Below are 18,940 nucleotides of genomic sequence, written 5' to 3'. Positions count from 1 at the left end.
CAGAGGTGTAAGTTACCAACACTGTGGAAAAGGACTGTGGATAAATAAAAACCCCGGCACAGGCCGGGGTTTTCCAAGTGCCAACCCGTGAGCGGGCAGGTAGCTAGACCGAGACGCGGATCCAGGCCGCCAGGGCGAGCAGGACAAGTACGCCTGCCAGTCCCGCTGCTTGAAGGATGCCTTGGCGTGGGCCCCGGGGAGTGTAGGCGAGGACCGCCGCGCACAGTCCGCCCGCAACGAGGCCGCCGAGGTGCGCCTGCCACGCGATTTGTGGAATCAGGAATCCGATGACGCCATTGATAGCAATCAGTACCCACAGCTGCCGTGTCTCGCCGCCGCGGTGCCGCTGCACCAGGAGCATGGCGCCAAACAGTCCGAAGATGGCACCGGAAGCGCCCACCACTCCGTAGAGGGGCCTGCCCGGTTCATAGAGGGGAGTCAGCAGGAGGTAGCCCACGGATCCGCCGATCGCGGAGATGAGGTAAAGGGCCAGGAACCGGATGCGTCCCAGCAGGGGTTCCAGCGCCTGGCCGAACGCCCACAGCATGTACATGTTCAGCACGATGTGCAGGATGAAGCCCTGTGAATGCAGGAACGCCGCGGTGAGCATCCGCCACGGCTCGAACTCGCCGTACCGGGGTTCGGCATAGATGTTGGCGAAGCCGAGGGTCTGGTAGACGGCGTCGTTGGGAACCACCCACTGCAGGACGTACAGGACGACGCAGGCCGCGATGATCCCGAACGTTACGCGCGGCTTGCCCGTGGCAACGGCGCCGCCATAGACCGTCCGTACTTCCGGCGTCGTACGCTTTGCTTCGTTGACACAGTCAACGCACTGGAATCCGACGGCGGCCGCCCGCTGGCAGTCGGGGCACGCGGGGCGCCCGCACCGCTGGCAGCGCACGTAGGAGGGCCGGTCAGGGTGCCGGGGGCATACCGGAACCTGGGCGGACGGCTCGGCCGACGGAATTCCGTAGCTCATGGTGTGGTGTTACAGCTGCTCGATGTCGATGCTGTTGATGGTGACGTCCTCTACGGGGCGGTCTCCCATGCCGGTGCGCACGCCCTCGATGGCGTCAACAACCTTCTTGGATTCCTCGTCCGCAACCTCGCCGAAGATGCTGTGCTTGCCCTGCAGCCAGTCGGTGGGGATGGTGGTGATGAAGAACTGTGAACCGTTGGTACCCTTGCCCATCTGGATCCCGGCGTTGGCCATGGCCAGCTTGTACGGCTGATTGAAGTTCAGTTCGGGGTGGATCTCGTCGTCGAAGCGGTAGCCGGGGCCGCCGGTGCCGCGGCCCAGCGGGTCGCCGGCCTGGATCATGAAGTCCTTGATAATGCGGTGGAAGATGGTTCCGTTGTACAGCGGGGTGCCGGTCTTGTCCTCGCCGGTCTCAGGGTGGGTCCACGCCTGCTCGCCCGTGGCGAGGCCAATGAAGTTCTTAACGGTCTTGGGCGCGTGGTTGCCGAAGAGATTAACCACGATGTCGCCGAGGCTCGTGTGGATAGTTGCTTTTGCAGTTGCGATGGCAGTCATACGGCCCATTCTTCCACGCCGCTCCTTGCGGGATACGGCCCCGGCAGCAGTTCCGCGCTGGGTGAAATCACCCTAAGATCCGCGGTGGGAATAGCCGGTAAAGACCAAGCCACGTAGGCTAACCACAGACCGTCACATTAATCGGGAGGTAGTTGTGAAGAAATCGGATCGTATTGCCCGTGACCTTGAACTGTCAGTCATCGGCGCCGTCGAGAATGCCAAAGGATGGGCAGCCCCCCGTGTTGAAGCAGCCGTGGACTGGGCAGTGCCCCGTCTCCAGCAGGGCCTCGATACAGCATCTCCCAAGATCCAGTCGGGCCTGAAGAACGCCGCTCACAATCTTGCAGACGGTGTGGCCGTTGTGACTCCCCGGATCCAGGACGGGCTGGCGCAGCTGGGCCCCAAGATCAATTACGTCGTGGAAGGCGCCTCGCCGAAGCTGCATGAGGCCCTGGACAAGGCCACACCGGTTGTCCTGAACGCCCGGGACCGCGTTGTGGTGGAGTACCTGCCGCGGCTTTCGGACCAGATCGGCACGGCGTCGGAAGCAGTGCACCGCACGCTGGAGAACGCGCCCTCCCGCGTGGACGCCGTCGCCCAGAAGCTCGGTGATGTGGGGATCGTCCACATTATCCAGGAGCAGGCCCAGAACACCGGCACGCAGCTGAAGGCAGCGGCAACGGAGGCAGGCCGCGTCGTCGGCATCCAGCTGGCACAGCCGGAACCGCCCAAGAAGCAGCGCGGCTGGCTGGTCTTCGGGGTTGTTGCCGCCGCAGTGGCCGCCGGCGTTGCCGCCTGGAAGGCATCCAAGCCGGTCGAGGACCCTTGGAAGACCCCGTCACCGGTGACCCCCAAGCCGGCGCCGGTTCCGGCCAGCACCGTTAATGAGGTCAAGGACACTGCCGCCAGCGCTGCGGACAAGGCTGCCGATGCCACGGCCTCCGCTGCCGCTGTGGGCGCTGGCGCCACGTCGGATGCAGCCGACACCGTCAAGGACAAGGTGGAGGACGCGGCCGACAAGGCAAAGCACGTGGCCGAAGATGCGTCGGAAACCACCGCCAGGATCGCAACCGACGCAAAGTCATCCATTGGCAACGGGGACAAGGGCACCAGCCAGGCCTAGCCTCGTAAAGATACGCCGGAAGGGGCTCCGTTTACTGAACGGGGCCCCTTCCGGCGTCTTCATGTTCTTTGCACGGCCTGCCCGAAGACCTTGCCTTCCTCCCGGGCGGCGCAGCGGTGCGATGCTAGATTTGAACTGATGTCAGCCGATCAACCTCCTGGGGATGCCTTGAACGACGCAGCCGAGCTGCCCCGCGTGTCCATTGTCATCCCGGCGTACAACGAGGAGAGCGTCATCCGGCAGTGCCTGATCGCTGCCATCTACCAGTCGGTTCCGGCCCACGAGATCATCGTGGTGGACAACCTGTCCAAGGACCGCACCGCAGCCATCGTCCGGCAGATGCAGCTCGAATACCCGGAAAGCCCCATACTCCTGCTCAGCCAGGACCGTGAACAGGGCCTCATCCCCACCCGCAACTTCGGGCTGGACAGCGCCACCGGTGACGTCCTGGGCCGCATCGACGCCGACTCCGTCCTCGAGCCGGACTGGGTGGAGCAGGTGCAGAAGGCCTTCCTGGACCAGTCGGTGCAGGCGGCCACCGGTCCGGTGGTTTACTACGACATGCCCATGCGCAGGTTCGGCCTCAAGGCGGACGACAAGATGCGCCAGCTCATGCTGAAACTGGCCAAGCACCAGTACCACTTCCTGTTCGGCTCCAACATGGCCCTGCGCGCCTCCGCATGGAAGACCATCCGGACCGAGACCTGCCGTGATGAAAAGGACGAGATGCATGAGGACATTGACTTGTCCCTGCACCTTGCTGACCATGACCTGAAAATCCAGTACTGCCCGCAGATGGTGTCCGGCATGTCAGCCCGCCGGCTGGAGGATTCCCCACGGGACTACCGCTACTACGTTACGCGCTTCGACCGCACGTACAAGGCGCACAACGTCAAGAAGATGGCATTGAAGGCGCCGATGGTGGTCTTCTTCTCGGTCTACTTCCCGGCCAAGATCCTCCGGGCCATCCACACCGTGAACACGGCCCAGCCCGTCCGGCGCGGAGGCCAGTAGTCCCTTCCTGGAAGCAGACTGTCAGTCCGTTCCCAGCTCCGCCAGGCGTTCCGACGGCGGCTCATCCCGGCGTTCCTCCTTCCCGCGCCTTCCGGCCCTCCCGGGCTTCTGGCCCAGCACGACGACGGCGAGTCCCGCCAGGATGAGGCCGAGCCCGGCATAGATGCCGGCCGGCAGGGTTTCCCCGAGGAACACCGCCGCGAGCAGTGCCGCGCCGGGAATCTCGAGGAGGATGATCATCGACACCAGGAGCGGGCTCATGGTGGCCAGCAGGTGGTTGAACGCGGTGTGCCCCACCAGCTGTGCGCAAACGGTGATCGCTGCGATGCCCAGCCAGCCGCCCGCATCGAAGCCTGCGAGGGGCTGCCCCGCCAGCAGGGCCATTAGCGCTACCAGGACCGCGCAGAACCCGTAGCAGAGGGTGGTGTAGGTTCCGGTGCTCATGCTCTGGCGGGCCTTGCCCCCGGCCAGGGTATAGAGTCCGGCCAGTGCGCCGCCGGCAAGGGCCAGCAGGTCGCCCAGCAGTGCCTCCGGGGACGATCCCATGTCGAAGCCGGTGATGGCCACCACCCCGCCGAAAGCGGTGCCCAGGCCTGCCAGGACCTGCCAGCGGTGCCGGATGCCGCGGAAGAGCTGGAACACGGCAATCCACGCGGATTGGAGGCAGACCAGCGCAGTGGCCGCCGCAACGGAGGTCAGCTGCAGGGACGTGATGAAGCAGGCGAAATGCAGGGCCAGCGCAACGGCGGCAACCAGTGACCAGCGGAACTCGTAGCGGGTGATGGCTCCGAACTGTCGGGGCTCGCGAACCAGGGTGGGCGTGGCCATCACGGCTGCCGCAATCGCATTGCGCCAGAACGCGATGGCCAAGGCGGTAACACTCGTGGCACCCAGCGTGGCTGCGATCAGGGGACCTGATGAAGCAACACCCAGGACACCCATTGCCGCGATGAAGAAAGTCACTGTCCAACCCTATGCACTGCTCAACCCTATGGCGCTTGGTGGTGGTTATTGGGCAAAGCAAAAGTCCCGGCCCGCGTTTCCGCGGACCGGGACTTTCCCATGGTGGAGGCAAGGGGACTCGAACCCCTAACCCCCTGCTTGCAAAGCAGGTGCGCTACCAATTGCGCCATGCCCCCATAAGAAGCAACCCGTCCATCTTACCCTAGAACCAGAAAACCATTTACCAGCCTCCAGCCGGGTTCCGGGCTAGTCAACCGAATCGGTCGACTTGCTCCAGACATCTTTCCGGGCTTCGGATTCCTGTGCCTTGCGGTAAACCAGGACGCCTGCGATTGCAGCTGCGATGACCAGCAACTTTTTCACATGCTCCCCGTTCCGGCTTGGCTCCGGGTTTTACCCGGTCCATGCCTTCCTTTGAACCTGCACAGGTTCCGTGGGCGTACCAGGACTTGAACCTGGGACCTCTTCGTTATCAGCGAAGCGCTCTAACCGCCTGAGCTATACGCCCCGATGCCTCATCGGGCCGAGACATGACTCTACAGCACATCCCGGCCCGATCTCAAATCGGCGCTTTCCGCAGGAATGGAGCCAGCGGAAGCGGGTCCTAGTCGTCGGTCAGCGTGACCCCGATGCCGCCCACAAGGGTGGCGGAGATGTTATACAAGACCGCGGAGAGCATGGACAGCGCGGTCAACAGGACAACGTTGACCACGGCGATGATCGTGGCGAAGGATGCCACCTGTCCCAGCGACGCCACCTTCTTCAGCTCGAAGCCCCCGCCTTCGGTACCGGCCAGGGTGCCGAGCAGGCTGTCCACCTGGTCGAAGATGCCTGTGAGGTCGAGGACAGTCCACAGGACGATGGCGGCCACCACCGTGACGATTCCCAGTGCCACGGAGAGCAGGAAGGCCATTTTCAGGACAGACCAAGGGTCCACCTTGCTGACCAGCAGCCGCGCCCGCCGTACCTTTGCCTTTGGTGCCGGCTTGACCAGGCCGGGGGCACCCGGCGCTGGAGCACCGGCGGGGCGTGGTTCTGCACCGGCGGGGCGATGTCCTGCACCGGCGGGGCCGGGGGCCTGGGCGGGCCGCTGGCCTGTCTGTCCGGGGGCCGGCCGTTCGCCCGCGGGGCGCTGGCCGGGAACAGCCGGACGCTGCCCCGGCGCGTTGGCGGGCGCGGCGGGACGCTGCTGCGGACGAACGGGGGCGTTCACACGGGGTGCAGCCGAAGGCCGGTTTCCGTCGGGAACAGTGGTGTTCGGCTTGGGAAATGAGTCGGAATTACTCACTCGTTACCTCCGTGGTGTCTTCGTTCGGCTCAGCATCGCCCGAGGCGTCCTCTGACTCAACGGCCGGTGATTCTTCTGCCATTCCTGGCTCGGCGGATTCCCCAGTGGTCCCGCCACCTTCAGCCAACGTTACGTCATCGTCCGCTGATTCTTCGCCCTCAAGGCCGCGTTCGCTGTTGCGTGCCACTTCGATGATCCGGTCATTCTTGTCCGGCTTGGCAAAGATCACGCCCATGGTATCCCTGCCCTTGGCGGGCACGCCGGCCACGGAGGACCGGACAACCTTGCCGCCTTCCATGACCACGAGGACTTCATCCTCCTCCTGGACAATGAGCGCCCCTACGAGGTCGCCGCGTTCCTCAGCCAGCTTGGCCACCTTGATGCCCAGGCCGCCACGGCCCTGCAGCCGGTATTCCTCCACGGCGGTGCGCTTGGCGTAACCGCCCTCGGTAACGATGAACACAAACGAACCGTCCGTGACGACGTTCATGGCCAGGAGTTCGTCATCTTCGCGGAACTTCATGCCGGTCACGCCGGACGTTGCCCTGCCCATGGGGCGCAGGGCGTCCTCGGTAGCCGTGAAGCGGAGCGACTGGCCCTTGCGGGAAACCAGCAACAGGTCGTCGGTTTCGGACACCAGCTGCGCGGAGACCAGTTCGTCGCCGTCGCGGAGGTTAATGGCAATCACGCCTGCGGAGCGGTTGGTGTCGTAGTCCTCCAGCCGGGTCTTCTTAACCAAGCCGCGCTTGGTGGCGAGCACCAGGTACGGTGCCTGCTGGTAGTCCCGGAGGTCCAGCACCTGGGCGATGTGTTCATCCGGCTGGAAAGCCATCAGGTTTGCCACGTGCTGGCCCTTGGCGTCGCGGCCGGCTTCCATCAGCTCGTAGGCCTTGGCCCGGTACACCCTGCCCAGGTTCGTGAAGAACAGCAGCCAGTGGTGGGTGGTGGTGACAAAGAAATGCTCCACCACGTCGTCGCCGCGGAGCTGGGCGCCCTTGATGCCCTTGCCGCCGCGCTGCTGGGAGCGGTAGTTGTCGCTGCGGGTCCGCTTGACGTAACCGCCGCGGGTGATAGTGACCACCATCTCCTCTTCAGGGATGAGGTCCTCCATTGACATGTCGCCGTCGTAGCCCATCAGGATCTTGGTGCGCCGGTCGTCACCGTGCTTGTCGACGATCTCGCCAAGTTCCGTGCTGATGATGTCCCGCTGGCGCTCTTCGGAGGCAAGGATTTCGTTGTATTCGGCGATCAGCGCTTCGAGTTCGGCATGGCGGTCCTGGATCTTCTGCCGTTCCAAGGCGGCGAGGCGGCGCAGCTGCATATCCAGGATGGCCCGGGCCTGCAGTTCGTCGATGTCCAGCAGTTCCATCAGGCCGTCGCGTGCCGCTTCCGTCGTGCTGGACGCGCGGATAAGGGCGATGACCTCATCCAACATGTCCAGTGCCTTAAGCAGGGCACGCAGGATGTGCGCTTCCTCCTCGGCCTTGCGGAGGCGGTAGCGGGTACGCCGGGCGATGACGTCCAGCTGGTGGGTCACCCAGTGCCGAATGAACGCATCCAGGCTCAGGGTGCGCGGCACCCCGTCCACGATGGCCAGCATGTTGGCGGAGAAGTTGCTCTGCAGTTCGGTGTGCTTGTACAGGTTGTTGAGCACAACCTTGGGCACGGCGTCGCGCTTTAGGACGATGACCAGCCGCTGGCCGGTGCGGCCTGACGTCTCGTCGCGGAGGTCGGCGATGCCCTGGATCTTGCCGTCCTTTACCAGTTCGGCAATCTTGATGGCCAGGTTGTCCGGGTTTGCCTGGTATGGCAGTTCGGTGACAACCAGGCAGGTGCGGCCCTGGAGTTCCTCGACGTTCACAACGGCGCGCATGGTGATGGAGCCGCGGCCGGTCCGGTAGGCGTCCTCGATGCCCTTGTGGCCAAGGATGGTTGCACCTGTGGGGAAGTCGGGGCCCTTGACGCGCAGCAGGAGCTGCTCCAGCAGGTCCTCCCGGCTGGCGCCGGGGTTTGCCAGGTACCACTGGACGCCGTCAGCCACTTCCCTCAGGTTATGCGGCGGGATGTTTGTGGCCATGCCGACGGCGATGCCGGACGAACCGTTGACCAGCAGGTTGGGGAACCTCGCCGGCAGGATGGTGGGTTCCTGGTTCTTGCCGTCGTAGTTGTCCTGGAAGTCGACTGTTTCCTCGTCGATATCGCGGACCATCTCCATGGCCAGCGGGGCCATTTTGGTTTCGGTATAACGCGGGGCCGCGGCGCCGTCGTTGCCCGGGGAGCCGAAGTTACCCTGCCCGAGCGCCAGCGGGTAGCGCATGGTCCAGTCCTGGATCAATCGCACCAGGGCGTCGTAGATGGCGGTGTCGCCATGCGGGTGGTACTGGCCCATTACCTCGCCCACCACACGGGCGCACTTGTTGAACGCCCGGTCGGGGCGGTAGCCGCCGTCGAACATCGCGTAGAGCACGCGCCGGTGGACCGGCTTGAGGCCGTCCCGGACATCGGGTAGGGCCCGGCCGACGATAACGGCCATGGCGTAGTCCAGGTAGGACCGCTGCATCTCCGTCTGCAGGTCCACCTGCTCCACGCGGTCGATCAGCACGTCGCCTTCAAGGACGGTGTCCGGAGTGCCGGGCTCTTCCGCCGGGTTCTCGGGTGTCTGGTCGCTCATTTATTTTTTCCGTTTCAGGTATATGCCGGTTTCTGGATATGTCGAGCTCGGCCCTAGATATCCAAAAACCTGACGTCCTTGGCGTTCTGCTGGATGAAGTTGCGGCGCGACTCCACGTCCTCGCCCATCAGGATGGAGAAGAGCTGGTCAGCGGCCAAGGCGTCGTCCATGGTGACCTGCAGCAGCGTCCGGTTGTCCGGGTCCATGGTGGTGTCCCACAGCTCGGTGTAGTCCATCTCGCCGAGGCCCTTGTAGCGCTGGATGCCGTTGTCCTTGGGGATGCGGCGGCCAGCGGCCTGGCCGGCAAGGAGTTTGGCGTCACGTTCCCGGTCACTGTAGACGTAGTCATGCGCCGCGTTGGACCACTTGATCCGGTACAGCGGCGGCTGCGCCAGGTAGACATAGCCGTTTTCGATCAGGGGCCGCATGTAGCGGAACAGCAGGGTCATCAGCAGGGTGGTGATGTGCTGGCCGTCCACGTCCGCATCGGCCATCAGGACGATCTTGTGGTACCGCAGCTTTGAAAGGTCGAAGTCCTCGCCGATGCCCGTGCCGAAAGCGGTAATCATGGACTGCACTTCCGCATTGCCCAAAGCCTTGTCCAGGCGGGCCCGCTCCACATTCAGGATCTTGCCGCGCAGCGGCAGGATGGCCTGGGTTTCCGGGTTGCGGCCGCGCTTGGCGGAACCGCCTGCCGAGTCACCCTCCACAATGTAGACCTCGCACTTCTCCGGATCCTTGGAGGAGCAATCCGAGAGCTTGCCGGGCATGCCGAAGGATTCCAGCGGGCTCTTGCGGCGGGCGTTGTCACGGGCCTTGCGGGCGGCCATGCGCGCCTGGGCAGCCGAGATCGCCTTGCGGATCACATCGCGGGCCGGACCGGGGTTGCGTTCCAGCCAGTCGCCCAGGCTGTCGGTGACCACGCGCTGGACAAAGCCCTTGACCTCGGAGTTGCCGAGCTTGGTCTTAGTCTGGCCTTCGAACTGAGGCTCGGAAAGCTTGACGGAGATGACGGCGGTCAGGCCCTCACGGATGTCGTCGCCGGTGAGGTTGTCGTCCTTCTCCTTGATAATGCCCTTCTCACGGGCGTAGCGGTTGACCAAGGAGGTCAGCGCGGCACGAAAACCCTCTTCGTGGGTGCCGCCCTCATGGGTGTTGATGGTGTTGGCGTAGGTGTGGACGCTTTCGGAATAGGCGCTGGTCCATTGCATGGCCATTTCCAGGGCAATCCGGCGTTCGGTGTCCTCGGTTTCGAACGCGATGACGTCCTCGTGGACCACGTCCACTTTCTTGCCGGAATTTAGGTGCTTGACGTAGTCCAGCAGGCCTTCGTTGTACTGGTACACCACTGTCCGGTGTTCAGCGCTGACCTCACCCTCGGTGGCAATGCCGTCCAGGTCCAGGTCGGCGTCAGCCTCATCCTCAACCGGCGTGCGTTCATCGGTAAGCGTGATGCGGAGGCCCTTGTTGAGGAAGGCCATCTGCTGGAAGCGGGCACGGAGCGTCTCGAAGTCGAACTCGGTGGATTCGAAGATGTCCGGATCCGGGTAGAACGTCTGGCTGGTGCCGGTACGGTCGGTCTCTTCGCCCTTGACCAGGCTGCCCTGCGGCTTGCCGCCATTAGCAAAGGACATCCGCCAGACATGGCCCTGGCGCCGGACCTCCGTGTCCACCCGCGTGGACAGCGCGTTGACCACGGAAATACCCACACCGTGCAGGCCGCCGGACACGGCATAGCCGCCGCCGCCGAACTTGCCGCCGGCGTGCAGGATGGTCATGACCACTTCCACCGTCGGTTTGTGCTCGGTGGGATGCATGTCCACGGGAATGCCACGGCCGTCGTCCACCACCCTGACGCCGCCGTCGGCCTGCAGGACTACCTCGATATGCGTGCAGTAGCCGGCCAGGGCCTCGTCGACAGAGTTGTCCACGACTTCGTACACCAGGTGGTGGAGGCCGCGCGGGCCTGTGGAACCGATGTACATGCCCGGGCGTTTCCGGACGGCTTCCAAACCTTCAAGGACAGTGATGTCGCTGGCGCCGTATTCACGCGGGGCTGATTCTCCGGCGGGGGTGTCAGGCGTGGGGGCATCCTCGACCGGTTTTTCAGCTGCCAGAATATCTGTATTGTCGTTAGCCACAGGCGCTGTCGACTCCTCTGTTCTCAATGGTGTCCGGCCGACTCCTCCCCCCGTATCCCGGGAAAGTCATCTGCCAGCAGACATAAACATGTAGCGCAGGTGGCGTGTTGACGGAGGGATCCGTGGTCCGCGTGCCGGAAGCGCACGGAAAACGGACTCAGTCAACGTTTCACCGGCGCCCAGTTATCTACAACGATTCTAGCGCGCGGGGCTCCATTTCCCTGCATCCAACCGCTCTCGGCGAACGCCACTATGCCCGCTGGAGGCCACTGACCACGCCTAGAGTGCGCTGGCGGTAGGGCCTCCGGGTGCCTATACGCCCACCGGCCTCTACGGCGCTCTATACGCCGTTGCCGCATGCCCAAAAAATGGAGCCATAGAACTGGTCGAACACCAATTTGTGAACGCGTCTAGCCCCCGGACCCCGTGCCCGGGCGGTCAGTAATAGACCGGGCCACCGTCTACAAGAGGAGCGCAATGAAGCGATACATCAGTAAGGCAACTCTCGGAGCGATTGGGACGGCACTTGTTGTTCCGGCCCTCACCATCACTCCTGCGCAGTCGCAATCATTGCCCTGGGTGAGGCAAACGGGTTCAGCGTTGATGTCTGGATCCGCCTACCTCCGCCAGGAACCAGGGGCAGCCCGAACGCACTTTACCCACTACGCCTTTCACCACGGCCTCGGACCTTGCCAAGTACGAAACCATAGTCTTCGTTTCCACCGTCGACGGCACCAACAACCTCGATCCCGTCAAGCCGACGCTGCTCGACCAGGGCGAGCTTGCCGCTTTCCAGGGCTGCATTCGCGATGGTGGCGGGTTTGCCGGAGTCCATGCAGCCACGGATTCCATGCACACCATTCCCTGGTACAGCGAACTCACCGGCGGCGGCGCCCGCTTAGTCAGCCATCCTGAGCAACAACTTGCCGTCCAGGTGGTCGAAGACGGAACGCACCCTTCGACCGGCCACCTGGGAGAGACGTGGACGCGGTTTGACGAGTGGTACAACTTCAAGCAAAGCCCCCGCGATTCCGTTCGCGTTCTCACAAGCCTTGACGAAACAACCTACAAGGCCCGCGGCGGTGCCATGGGTGCAGACCATCCCCTGTCCTGGTGCCACAATTTCGAGGGCGCCCGTTCCTGGTACACCGGCGGAGGGCACACGGAAGCATCGTATGCTGATCCGGAATTCCTCCAGCACCTGTTGGGCGGCATCGCATGGTCCGCCGGCGCAGTAAACGGTGGCGGGAACTGCGTCACCTGGGCTGAGGTTGATTCGCTGACCTCAGAGCTGCTTTCCAGCAATGAATTCTCGTTGAAGGCGGCAGACCAGCTCGCCAAACAGCTGGACAAGGCCCAGGAGCTCGCGGACGCCGGCCTGCATGCCGATTCCGCAGAAAAATTGAACGCAGCCGCGGCTCAAGTTCGCGCCCACCTGGACAACAATTCCGAAGCTTATGAATTGCTGCTCGGCAAGGTGCGCGATCTGCAAACCTGGCAGAGCGAACTGCAGTGACCAGGACAGCAACTGACGCGTGCGGAAAATCCTCAACACCCTTGGGCCCGCAAAAGGTAGTAGATCCTCTTGAACCGTTATTCCCGTCTTTCCCGCAAAACACGAATCTTGGCCGTAACGGCTATGGCGGCCGTCCTCCTCGGAGTGGCCGGCGCCCTGGTTTCGGGGCGAACCGGGCCGGACCATGATGCTCCCGACACCACTTCGATCCAAGCAGTTGCGGACAAGCTCGCCGAAGGCCAGGCCCGGGAGCGGAGTGCAATCAACGCGGACCTGGCTGCCGCAGCCGAGGAGGCCCACGAACATCTGGCGCGCGTTTTGCGCGGCCTAGCTACCGTCATTCCGGTGGATTCCGGCAAGAGTGCACAGCCGGCACCGAGTGGCGACGTGGATCAGTGGAACCAGGACCTGGCACTCGCGGCCTCTGCGCTGGAAGCAGTCCCGGAAGGCACAAGTGAGCAGACGGTGACGCGGGCAGCATTCCTGGGTGCAGCAAACCTGCTCCAGTCGGCGGCCGCCGGCTACCAACATCTTCTCGATGCGCCCGAAGACAAACGCGGGTTGCTAACTGCCGCCGTGGCGGACCAACGGGAAGCTGCGGTAGACCTCTGGCAGGCCGGGGCGGCGCAACTGGATACCCTTACCGTTGAAGCAGGCGGAGAGCACATCCACGTGTTCCTCGCGCCCGACGGCGATCCCGCTGCTGTCCCGCAGGAGTTCCAGGAGCCGGGAAACCACTAACCAGGCAGTCACAACCCCGTCAGTGGGAGCGCGGTGCTTGAGTGTCCGGCGGCGGCTTCACCCATAGGTGTCGCGGGGGCCGCGCCCGTTTACGGCACGCCCTCCCTTACGCCAGCTGGGAGCTGCGGGACCAAGCACCTGGATGCTGGTAACCACTCCATCTCCCAGTTCCACGCGGAACTTTTCCAGCAGGCTGTTGCTGAGCAGCCTGAGCTGCGTGGCCCAGGCTGTGGAATCGCACCGGACGTGCAGGGTGGTATCCGTGAAGCTTTCGGGGGTGCAGTGGGCGGAGATGTCAGGCCCCACGAGCGCAGCCCACTCGGCCATTACGGATCCGACTGCCACCGGTGAAGTCCAGCCCCGTTCCGCTATCAGCCTGCCCACTACTTTGCCGAGGCCCAAGGGATCACGCCCGCTGGAGTGGAACTGGCTGAAGCCGCGCGTGTCCCGGATTCCGCCCTTGTTCTTTTGGGCCCCCGGGCGGGCTGGCTTCCTGCGGATCTCGCCGCGCGCGGCTGCAGCTTCACGCATCCTGTTCAGCGCGGCAGCCGGGGCATCAATCCGGTCGGGGTCCCGGCCGGGCTGCAGGCCGCCGCCTTGGTCATTGTCCCTGCTCATCAATACCTCCCGGGATGACTTTCACCCGCCGGCCGGACAACTCCTCCGGGATATCGGCGTCGACGGCGGCGGTCACCAGGACCTGTTCCGCGCCGGAAACTATCGCCGCCAGTTTACGCCTGCGCTGCACGTCCAGTTCGGCAAAAACGTCATCCAGGATCAGGATGGGGGCTGAGCCGCCGGTACGTGTGTCGTCCAGCATCACGTAATAGGAGGCAAGGCGCAGGGACAGGCACATGGACCAGGTCTCCCCGTGTGAGGCGTAGCCTTTGGCGGGCGCCTGGCCCAGGACAAGTTCAACGTCGTCGCGGTGCGGACCCACCAGTGAGATGCCCCGCTCCAGTTCCTTTTTGCGGGCGGCGGCAAAAGCCTGCACGTAACGCTCGGCGAGCTGCTCCACGGAAAGCAACCGCAGGTCCTCCATGCCCGCAGGACCCGGCACTCCGGCGGGAGACGCACCCGGCAGGGGCACGCCGTCGTCGTCCATCTGGTTCTGGAGGGTGGAACGGTAGGTGGCGTCAGCAGGCTTCGATGCGTCGGTTAGCCCGGCATACGCCCGGGCCAGATGCGGCCGCAGGCGTTCCACCAGTTCCAGCCGGGCGTGCAGCAGCTCGGCGCCCGCCCGCGCCATATGCTGGTCCCACACTTCGAGGGTCGCCTCGTGTCCCGCCGTGAACTTGCCGCCCCGGGCCGACTTGAGCAGGGCATTGCGCTGTTTCAGTACCCGGTCGTAGTCACTGCGGGTGGCGGCGTGGTGCGGTACAAGGCTGGCCAGCAGCTCGTCCAGGAACCGTCGGCGGTTCGACGGATCGCCTTTTACCAGGGCCAGGTCCTCGGGGGCGAAAAGGACCGTCTGCATGATACCCAGCAGGTCACGCGCCCGCACAGGGTTACTCCGGTTGATCCGTCCCCGGTTGGCCCGGCTGGCATTGATTTCCAGCTCCAGGACAGTTGTTTGGCCGCCCCGGACCAGCCGCGCCCTGACCAAGGCGCGGTCCGTGCCGAACCGCAGGAGCGGGGCATCCGAACTGACCCGGTGGGAACTTAGCGTGGCCAGGTACCCGATCGCTTCCATCAGGTTCGTCTTGCCGATGCCGTTGTAGCCCACCAGAACGGTCACCCCGGGACCAAGGGCAAGGTCCACCTGGGCGTAGCTGCGGAAGTCGGTTAGGGAAAGATGTTCCAGATACACGCGGGTTTCGGCAATTCTGGGGACGGCGGCGGTCCCCGGTGGATGCTACTTGGCGGGACGGGTTGCGTGCCCGCCGAACTGGTGCCGGAGGGCTGACACCATCTTCATGGCCGGCGAGCTGTCCTCGCGGGACTCGAAGCGGGCGAACAGTGCGGCAGTGATGGCGGGAGCAGGAATCGCATTGGCGATCGCTTCCTCCACAGTCCAGCGGCCTTCACCTGAATCCTCGACGTAGTCGTCGATGTTCTGCAGGCCGGGGTCTTCCTCCAGCGCCTTGACCAGCAGGTCCAGCAGCCACGACCGGACAACCGTACCCTTCTGCCAGGCGCGGAAGGTGCCCGGGAGGTCGCTGATGATGTCCTTGGAAGCGAGCAGCTGGTAGCCCTCGGCGTAGGCCTGCATCAGCCCGTACTCGATGCCGTTGTGGACCATCTTGGCGTAGTGCCCGGCACCGATGCCACCCACATGCACAAAGCTGTCCGCCCGTTCGCCTTCGGGGCGAAGTGCATCGAAGACCGGCAGTGCGCGCTCAATGTCGGACGCCTCACCGCCGGCCATAAGGCCATAGCCGTTCTGCAGGCCCCACACACCCCCGGACACGCCGCAGTCAACGAACCGGATGCCCTTGGCCGCAAGGAGTTCGCCGTGCTTCTGGTCTTCGGTGAAGCGTGAGTTTCCACCGTCGATGACCAGGTCGCCCTGGTCCAGCTTGCCGGCGAGTTCGGTGATCACCGCGTCGGTGACAGGACCGGCCGGAACCATCACCCAGATGAGCCGGGGGGCGGGAACGGCGGCCAGCAGTTCGTCCACCGAAGCGACGTCGGTGACATCCGGGTTGCGGTCGTAGCCGGTAACTTCGAGGCCGCCCTTGCGCAGCCGTTCGCGCATGTTGAATCCCATTTTGCCGAGGCCGATCAGTCCAATGTGCATGATGGAACTCTTTCTGCGCGGGTGTCGGTTGTCGTTTTGGGGCCCGGACAACAACCGTCTGGGCCCACGCTGCCAGGGATCCCTGGCCGATGGGGACTTGCGAGGCGAGGGTGGCGCTGGGGACTAGTTGGGAAGGCGGACCGGCATCACCAGGTAGCGGTAGTCATCCTGGTCCTCGCCGTCGGCGTCTGCCTGGGCGGTGATCATTGCCGGTTTGGGGGCCGAGGTGAAGGAGAAACGGACGAACTTGGTTTCGATCACGCTGAGCCCCTCTACAAGGTAGTGCGGGTTGAAGGCCACGGTGATGTCATCGCCCGAAAGCTGGGCTTCGAGTTCCTCGGATGCCTGCGCATCCTCACCGGTCCCGGCATCCAGGTTCAGCAGGCCGTCCGTGAAGGCGAGGCGTACCGGCGTGTTCCGTTCGGCCACGAGGGATACACGACGGACCGCTTCCACCAGCTCCTGGGTTTGCACCGTGGCATGGATGGGAGTGGACTCCGGGAACAGCGAGCGGATCTTGGGGTAGTCGCCGTCCACCAGCAGCGAGGTGGTGGTACGTCCTCCGCTTTCGAAGCCGATCAGGCGGCTGTCATCGTCCGAAAGGGCAAGGTTGATGTCACCGCTGTTGCCCAGCGTCTTGGCAACTTCGTTGAGGGTCCTGGCCTTGACCAGGGCGCTGGTGGAAAGGCCCGGCGTTGCCGGCTTCCAAGGTACTTCCCGCATGGCCAGGCGGTAACGGTCCGTTGCCAGGAGGGTGATCAGGTCATCTTCGATCTCCATCCGGACGCCGGTGAGGATGGGCAGGGTGTCGTCCTTGCTGGCGGCAATGATCACCTGGGAAACAGCCTGCGCGAAGGCATCTCCGGGTACCGTGCCGCTGATCGCCGGAAGTGCGGGCAGCGGCGGGTATTCGGCTTCAGGCATGGTGGCCAGGTGGAAGCTGCTTCGGCGGCAGGTGAGGGTCACCTTGTTGCCGTCGGTTTCGACGTCGACGGGTGCCGAAGGAAGGCTGCGGCAGATATCCGCCAACAGGCGGCCCGAAACCAGGATGGTGCCTTCATCACGGATGTCGGCGGCGATTTCGAGGCGCGCGGAGGTTTCGTAGTCGAAGCTCGACAGGCTGACGGTTCCCGCTTCGGCTTTCAGCAGCAGTCCGGACAGGACCGGGACAGGCGGCCGCGGAGACAAGGACCGGGCTGTCCAGGTGACGGCTTCTGCCAGGACGTCCCGATCAACTCTGAACTTCACGGAAGGGTGCCGCCTTTCATTGCTTCTGTGTGTGCGTTCCAGGGTGCCGCTGGAGGACCCCGGGAAAGAGAATGCTTCACCTCCGGCAGGTGCATGGTCCACGCAGACGGGAACCACACGCCAAACCCGAGGATGGGAGCGCTGCTGACAGCTTAGCCGCAACCGTGGGGATTAACCCATCCCCCAATACCTTCACCAGGCCCCTTCGGGCCGGGCGGCTCTGTCTGTTGGTCCCGGGACAGGTCTTGTTGTTTGAGGAATTTCAATTTTTTGGGATTCGTAGTGTTAATAACTGTTGTGGAAACTGTGGATAACCCCGTGGTGCCGTACGGATCCGCGGTTAAGGCCTGTTCATGGTGTGTGCGTTTCCTGGGTTTTAAACAGGGTGTGGATGGGGACAACCAAAAGCGGCATTTTTAACGATCCACAGACGGCTTAAGGGTTTTAAGCCCATTAACTGCGCTTGTCCCCTTAAGTATCCACAGGCTTATCCACATGCCCCTGTTAATAAGGTATAGAGTGCGCAGCGCGTGGACTCAGGAGTCGCGCTGCTGCTGCTTAATCCGGTTGGTCAGTTCCGTCACCTGGTTGTAAATCACACGCCGCTCAGCCATCAGCTCACGGATCTTGCGGTCAGCGTGGATGACGGTGGTGTGGTCGCGGCCGCCGAGCTCCTGTCCGATCTTGGGCAGCGACATGTCCGTCAGCTCCCGGCACAGGTACATGGCGATCTGGCGGGCAGTCACCAGGGTGCGGGTCCGGGACTTGCTGCAGAGCTCTTCCATGCTGAGCTTGAAGTAGTCGGCCGTCTGCTGGAGGATCTGGGCCGACGTGATCTCCTGCGCACCGTCGTCCGTAATGAGGTCCTTGAGGACCATCTCTGCCAGGGCGACATCCACCGGCTGCCGGTTCAGGCTGGCGAAGGCCGTAACGCGGATCAGCGCGCCTTCGAGTTCACGGATGTTGCTCGAAATCTTTGAGGCAATGTACTCGAGCGCGTCATCCGGTGCCGAAAGGCCTTCGCTGAGGGCCTTCTTCCGGAGGATGGCGATGCGGGTTTCCAATTCCGGCGGCTGGATGTCGGTGAGCAGGCCCCACTCGAAGCGCGACTTCATCCGGTCCTCGAACCCGGCCAGCAGCTTGGGCGGCTGGTCGGAGGTGATGACCACCTGCTTGTTGTTGTTGTGCAGCGAATTGAAGGTGTGGAAGAACTCCTCGAGCGTCCGGTCCTTGCCTGCCAGGAACTGGATGTCATCGATGAGCAGCACATCAACGTTCCGGTACGTGGTCTTGAAGCTGGCGCCTTCGTCATCCCGGATGGAGTTGATGAAGTCGTTGGTGAACTCTTCGGAGTTGACGTACCGGACGCGGATTCCGCTGTAAAGGCGGCGGGCATAGTGGCCAATTGCATGCAGCAGATGCGTTTTGCCCAGCCCGGAGTCACCGTAGATGAACAGGGGGTTGTAGGCCTTTGCGGGAGCTTCCGCCACCGCCACGGCAGCCGCATGTGCGAACCGGTTGGAAGATCCGATTACGAAGGTGTCGAAGACGTACTTGGGGTTCAGCCGGCCGAACTCGTGCGAGGTGCTCGGCAGCATGGGCTGAGGCTTCTGCTCGACCAGCTGGTCCGGGGCAAAGGACGGCTCGACGGCGGGTTCCGGCTCCTCATGCACAGGCACCAGGTCGGTGTCGACGTCGATGGCGCACCTGATGTCCTCGGAGAAGACATTGTGCAGTGCGTCGTCGAGGGCCTCCTTGACCTGGGTCTGAAGCACTTCGCGCGTCAGTTCGTTAGGGACGGCCACCAGGAGGGTGGATCCGATCAGGCCCTGGGCCTGGGCGAGGATGACAAAGCCACGCTGCCGCGGAGAAACGCGGTGGTCCTGTTCCAGCAGGCTGAGAACCCTGCGCCAGGAACTTCCGACAGTATTGGCGTGGTTGGCTTCGTCTACTGTCAT

Annotated in this window: 16 protein-coding genes and 2 tRNA genes; 4 read left to right on the top strand and 14 right to left on the bottom strand. The window is 63.7% G+C overall.

Features of this window, described 5'->3' with window-relative positions; genetic code table 11:
* Positions 1–103 precede the first annotated feature (103 nt).
* Positions 104–982, bottom strand: coding sequence for a rhomboid family intramembrane serine protease (locus ACLH0K_RS00090; RefSeq protein ID WP_411374861.1), 879 nt, complete (start codon positions 980–982; stop codon positions 104–106).
* Positions 983–991: 9 nt separating this feature from the next.
* Positions 992–1,537 carry a peptidylprolyl isomerase gene (locus ACLH0K_RS00085; RefSeq protein WP_411374860.1) on the bottom strand — a complete coding sequence of 182 codons (546 nt, stop codon included), beginning with the start codon at positions 1,535–1,537 and terminating at the stop codon, positions 992–994.
* A 154-nt stretch (positions 1,538–1,691) separates the two neighbouring features.
* Between ACLH0K_RS00085 and ACLH0K_RS00080 the strand changes: the two genes are divergently transcribed.
* Together ACLH0K_RS00080 and ACLH0K_RS00075 are read left to right on the top strand one after the other, a co-directional pair.
* Positions 1,692–2,660: a hypothetical protein gene (locus tag ACLH0K_RS00080; protein WP_411374859.1), complete on the top strand. Its 969-nt coding sequence runs from the start codon at positions 1,692–1,694 to the stop codon at positions 2,658–2,660.
* A gap of 138 nt (positions 2,661–2,798) precedes the next feature.
* Positions 2,799–3,674 carry a glycosyltransferase gene (locus tag ACLH0K_RS00075; RefSeq protein ID WP_411374858.1) on the top strand — a complete coding sequence of 292 codons (876 nt, stop codon included), beginning with the start codon at positions 2,799–2,801 and terminating at the stop codon, positions 3,672–3,674.
* 21 nt (positions 3,675–3,695) lie between these two features.
* Here the strand turns inward: ACLH0K_RS00075 and ACLH0K_RS00070 are convergent, their stop codons facing one another.
* From ACLH0K_RS00070 to gyrB, 7 genes are all read right to left on the bottom strand, one after another.
* Positions 3,696–4,637: a DMT family transporter gene (locus tag ACLH0K_RS00070; protein WP_411374857.1), complete on the bottom strand. Its 942-nt coding sequence runs from the start codon at positions 4,635–4,637 to the stop codon at positions 3,696–3,698.
* A gap of 100 nt (positions 4,638–4,737) precedes the next feature.
* Positions 4,738–4,813, bottom strand: a tRNA-Ala gene (locus ACLH0K_RS00065).
* Positions 4,814–4,883: 70 nt separating this feature from the next.
* Positions 4,884–5,000 carry a DLW-39 family protein gene (locus ACLH0K_RS00060; protein WP_240720894.1) on the bottom strand — a complete coding sequence of 39 codons (117 nt, stop codon included), beginning with the start codon at positions 4,998–5,000 and terminating at the stop codon, positions 4,884–4,886.
* A gap of 71 nt (positions 5,001–5,071) precedes the next feature.
* Positions 5,072–5,145, bottom strand: a tRNA-Ile gene (locus ACLH0K_RS00055).
* Between the two features lie 96 nt (positions 5,146–5,241).
* The gene (locus ACLH0K_RS00050; protein ID WP_411374856.1) at positions 5,242–5,925 is read right to left on the bottom strand and encodes a DUF3566 domain-containing protein; all 684 of its coding nucleotides are present in this window, start codon (positions 5,923–5,925) and stop codon (positions 5,242–5,244) included.
* Positions 5,918–8,596 (bottom strand): DNA gyrase subunit A, encoded by a 2,679-nt coding sequence (gene gyrA / locus ACLH0K_RS00045; protein WP_411374855.1) that lies wholly within the window; start codon positions 8,594–8,596, stop codon positions 5,918–5,920. The genes ACLH0K_RS00050 and gyrA overlap by 8 nt, the downstream gene beginning before the upstream one ends.
* A 53-nt stretch (positions 8,597–8,649) precedes the next feature.
* Positions 8,650–10,737 carry a DNA topoisomerase (ATP-hydrolyzing) subunit B gene (gene gyrB / locus ACLH0K_RS00040; protein ID WP_411374854.1) on the bottom strand — a complete coding sequence of 696 codons (2,088 nt, stop codon included), beginning with the start codon at positions 10,735–10,737 and terminating at the stop codon, positions 8,650–8,652.
* A gap of 607 nt (positions 10,738–11,344) precedes the next feature.
* On the opposite strand from gyrB, the gene ACLH0K_RS00035 reads away from it, so the two are divergent.
* Together ACLH0K_RS00035 and ACLH0K_RS00030 are read left to right on the top strand one after the other, a co-directional pair.
* Positions 11,345–12,253: a ThuA domain-containing protein gene (locus ACLH0K_RS00035; protein ID WP_411376521.1), complete on the top strand. Its 909-nt coding sequence runs from the start codon at positions 11,345–11,347 to the stop codon at positions 12,251–12,253.
* A 108-nt stretch (positions 12,254–12,361) separates the two neighbouring features.
* The gene (locus tag ACLH0K_RS00030) at positions 12,362–12,994 is read left to right on the top strand and encodes a hypothetical protein (protein WP_411374853.1); all 633 of its coding nucleotides are present in this window, start codon (positions 12,362–12,364) and stop codon (positions 12,992–12,994) included.
* A 57-nt stretch (positions 12,995–13,051) separates the two neighbouring features.
* On the opposite strand, the gene ACLH0K_RS00025 is transcribed toward ACLH0K_RS00030, so the two are convergent.
* From ACLH0K_RS00025 to dnaA, 5 genes are all read right to left on the bottom strand, one after another.
* The gene (locus tag ACLH0K_RS00025) at positions 13,052–13,612 is read right to left on the bottom strand and encodes a DUF721 domain-containing protein (protein WP_411374852.1); all 561 of its coding nucleotides are present in this window, start codon (positions 13,610–13,612) and stop codon (positions 13,052–13,054) included.
* On the bottom strand, positions 13,596–14,804 hold the full coding sequence (gene recF / locus ACLH0K_RS00020) for a DNA replication/repair protein RecF (protein ID WP_411374851.1): 1,209 nt from the start codon (positions 14,802–14,804) through the stop codon (positions 13,596–13,598). Before recF ends, ACLH0K_RS00025 begins: the two co-directional genes overlap by 17 nt.
* Before the next feature lie 45 nt (positions 14,805–14,849).
* Positions 14,850–15,734, bottom strand: a complete 885-nt coding sequence (gene gnd, locus ACLH0K_RS00015) for a phosphogluconate dehydrogenase (NAD(+)-dependent, decarboxylating) (protein WP_411374850.1) — start codon at positions 15,732–15,734, stop codon at positions 14,850–14,852.
* A 123-nt stretch (positions 15,735–15,857) separates the two neighbouring features.
* On the bottom strand, positions 15,858–16,982 hold the full coding sequence (gene dnaN, locus ACLH0K_RS00010; protein WP_411374849.1) for a DNA polymerase III subunit beta: 1,125 nt from the start codon (positions 16,980–16,982) through the stop codon (positions 15,858–15,860).
* A gap of 536 nt (positions 16,983–17,518) precedes the next feature.
* Positions 17,519–18,940 carry a chromosomal replication initiator protein DnaA gene (dnaA, locus tag ACLH0K_RS00005; protein WP_411374848.1) on the bottom strand — a complete coding sequence of 474 codons (1,422 nt, stop codon included), beginning with the start codon at positions 18,938–18,940 and terminating at the stop codon, positions 17,519–17,521.

Origin of the sequence: Arthrobacter sp. MPF02 (genome assembly GCF_046605375.1) — a bacterium.
Lineage (GTDB): Bacteria > Actinomycetota > Actinomycetes > Actinomycetales > Micrococcaceae > Arthrobacter.
This window is presented reverse-complemented; position numbering and strand designations above follow the sequence as displayed.

What these genes read in the sequence shown, in the direction of transcription:
- gyrA (WP_411374855.1), bottom strand. Translation starts at nt 8,596, where the DNA reads ATGAGCGACCAGACACCCGAGAACCCGGCGGAAGAGCCCGGCACTCCG.
- gnd (WP_411374850.1), bottom strand. Translation starts at nt 15,734, where the DNA reads ATGCACATTGGACTGATCGGCCTCGGCAAAATGGGATTCAACATGCGC.
- ACLH0K_RS00090 (WP_411374861.1), bottom strand. Translation starts at nt 982, where the DNA reads ATGAGCTACGGAATTCCGTCGGCCGAGCCGTCCGCCCAGGTTCCGGTA.
- ACLH0K_RS00025 (WP_411374852.1), bottom strand. Translation starts at nt 13,612, where the DNA reads ATGAGCAGGGACAATGACCAAGGCGGCGGCCTGCAGCCCGGCCGGGAC.
- dnaA (WP_411374848.1), bottom strand. Translation starts at nt 18,940, where the DNA reads ATGACAGTAGACGAAGCCAACCACGCCAATACTGTCGGAAGTTCCTGG.
- ACLH0K_RS00075 (WP_411374858.1), top strand. Translation starts at nt 2,799, where the DNA reads ATGTCAGCCGATCAACCTCCTGGGGATGCCTTGAACGACGCAGCCGAG.
- ACLH0K_RS00085 (WP_411374860.1), bottom strand. Translation starts at nt 1,537, where the DNA reads ATGACTGCCATCGCAACTGCAAAAGCAACTATCCACACGAGCCTCGGC.